We start from the raw sequence: 2275 nt of genomic DNA on the forward strand, positions 1-2275 counted from the left end.
GGCGAGAGGAGCACCGCGATGGCGGAGAAGACCTACGAGGTCACCAAGGACGAGTCGCAGTGGCGGGTCGAGCTGAACCCCGCCGAGTTCCAGGTGCTGCGCCTGGCCGGGACCGAGCGCCCGTGGACCGGTGAGCTGCTCGACGAGCACCGCGAGGGCGTGTACCGCTGTCGCGCGTGCGGCAACGAGCTGTTCCGGTCGGAGACCAAGTTCGACTCCCACTGCGGGTGGCCGAGCTTCTTCTCCCCGCTGGCGGGCGACAAGGTCGAGCTGATCGAGGACCGCAGCCTGGGCATGGTGCGCACCGAGGTGCGCTGCGCGAAGTGCGGCTCGCACCTCGGGCACGTGTTCGACGACGCGCCGCAGACCCCGACGGGTGACCGGTACTGCATGAACTCGGTGAGCCTGACCTTCGACGCGAAGTAGGCTGCCCCCCGTGTGGGGGAGGGGAGCGCCGATGCTTCAGGGAAACCGGTCTGCTGCCGATATCCCGGACGTGGAACAGGCCCTGATCGTCCGCCGGTGGCGCCGCTACGGCGCCGACCGGCTGTACGTCACGGCCGAGACCGGCGCGCCCCTCGGCAGCGTCGACCTCGCCACCGGCCAGGTGGCCGTGGAGGCCGACGCTGCCGCCCTCGAGGGCGAGGGTCTGGAGCAGGCCGTGCGCGGCGCCGCGCAGGCCTACCTCCGCGCGGACGTCCCGGAGCTGGTCGTCCCCGCCACCGACGTGCTGCCCGGCGACGAGCCGCAGCCCGACCCCGCGCCGCGCCCCCGCGGCCGGCGCGCCCGCCGGGACGCGGCCCCGGAGCCGCTGCCCGCGCCGGACGGCCCGGAGGCCCCCGCGCCCCGCGGGCGGCACCGCGCCGACGACCTGGTGAGCCCGCGCGCCGACGCCGAGCCCCGCGGGGTGCACGAGAGCCTGTGCGACCGCCTGGACCGGCTGATGCTCGACGGCTGGCACGTGCTGCACGACGTCCCCGTCGGCCGCCAGGGCTCCGTCGTCGCGCACCTGCTGGTCGGCCCGCCCGGCGCGTTCGCCGTGGCCGAGCGGCCCGCCGCCGCGTCCGGCCCGGAGCGCCTCGTGCTGGACTCCCGGCACTTGTCCGCGGACGGCCGCGGGGTCGCGGACCTGCGCGACGTGCGGCTCACCGCCGCCCGCGCCGGCTCGCTGCTGCGCGCCGCCGTCGGGTCGCCGGTCGCAGTGCGCGGGGTGCTGATCGTGCACGGCACGGTGGAGGTCCAGGCCCCGTCGCCCTACGACGCCCTGGTGCTGCCGGACGACGACGTCCCGGACGTGTTCGCCGCGATGCCCGCCCGCTGGTCGCCGAGCCGCGTGGACGCGGTCGCCGCGATCGCCCGGCGGCGCAGCACCTGGGCGCTGTCGCGCGCCGTCTGAGGCGCCCGGCCCGGACGGCCGGGCCGCTCAGGAGCCCGGCGTCACCCGCGGCGGCGCGGCCGACAGCGACTCGTTGAGCCGGTGCAGCTGGTCCGCCAGCAGGCCCCGGTCCTCCTCGGCCCACGTGCCGAGCGCCGCCGACAGGTAGCCCCGCCGCGCCACCCGCGCCGCGTCCACCCGGCGCGCGCCCTCGGGCGTGACGCGGATGAGCTGCCCGCGCGAGTCGTCGGGGTCGGGGCGGCGCTCGATCAGCCCGAGCTGCTCCAGCCGACCGAGCTGGCGCGACATCGTGCCGCGGCCGACGCCGATGTGCTCGGCGAGCTCGCTGGCCCGCACGTCGGGCTCGCGCTCGATGCGCACCAGCAGCGGGTACGCCGAGGGCTCCAGGTCCGGGTGCACCTCGCGGGCGAGGCGCTCGGCCGAGGCGCGCGCACGGCGGAGCAGCAGCCCGAGCTCGGACTCGATGCGCGCGACGGGGTCGGTCGGGGTGTCCACCGACCCATTGTGGACGACGCGAGGCGCCCGGCCGTCGGTGGGACGGCCGGGCGCCTCGCGTCGTGCCGCGGGCGGGCCCGCGGGGGTGGCTCCGGGTGTCAGGCCCGGTGGGCCGGGGCGGCCGGCTCCGCGTCCGCCTGCGCGGCGTCCGCCAGCTCCGCCTCGGCCTGCCGGCCGACCGCCTGCTGGGCGCCGGGGGTGCCGGCCTCGGCGACGGCCGCCTCGCCGGTCTGCTCCTGGTCGAGCAGCTGCTCGACGCCGGACCGGCGGCCGAGCGGCACCTCCTTGAGGAACAGCACGGCGATCAGCGCGATCACGCCGAGCGGGACGGCGTACAGGAACAGGTCCGCGATGCCGTGGCCGTAGGACGACTCGACGATCGTC

The 2275-nt window shown here is 77.4% G+C and carries 3 protein-coding genes and 1 pseudogene; 2 read left to right on the top strand and 2 right to left on the bottom strand.

Going from position 1 to position 2275, the window contains the following annotated elements; all coding sequences use genetic code 11:
• The first annotated feature begins 18 nt into the window (after positions 1 to 18).
• Both msrB and VER05_RS07250 read left to right on the top strand, forming a co-directional pair.
• Positions 19 to 426 carry a peptide-methionine (R)-S-oxide reductase MsrB gene (msrB, locus tag VER05_RS07245; RefSeq protein WP_324844711.1) on the top strand — a complete coding sequence of 136 codons (408 nt, stop codon included), beginning with the start codon at positions 19 to 21 and terminating at the stop codon, positions 424 to 426.
• A gap of 70 nt (positions 427 to 496) precedes the next feature.
• Positions 497 to 1396 (top strand): NERD domain-containing protein, encoded by a 900-nt coding sequence (locus VER05_RS07250; protein WP_324844709.1) that lies wholly within the window; start codon positions 497 to 499, stop codon positions 1394 to 1396.
• A 27-nt stretch (positions 1397 to 1423) separates the two neighbouring features.
• Here the strand turns inward: VER05_RS07250 and VER05_RS07255 are convergent, their stop codons facing one another.
• Positions 1424 to 1891 (bottom strand): MarR family winged helix-turn-helix transcriptional regulator, encoded by a 468-nt coding sequence (locus VER05_RS07255; RefSeq protein ID WP_324844710.1) that lies wholly within the window; start codon positions 1889 to 1891, stop codon positions 1424 to 1426.
• Positions 1892 to 1989: 98 nt separating this feature from the next.
• Positions 1990 to 2275 (bottom strand): annotated as a pseudogene (locus tag VER05_RS07260) (MFS transporter); the annotation flags it as partial.

Source organism: Cellulomonas sp. (genome assembly GCF_035634735.1).
Lineage (GTDB): Bacteria > Actinomycetota > Actinomycetes > Actinomycetales > Cellulomonadaceae > Cellulomonas.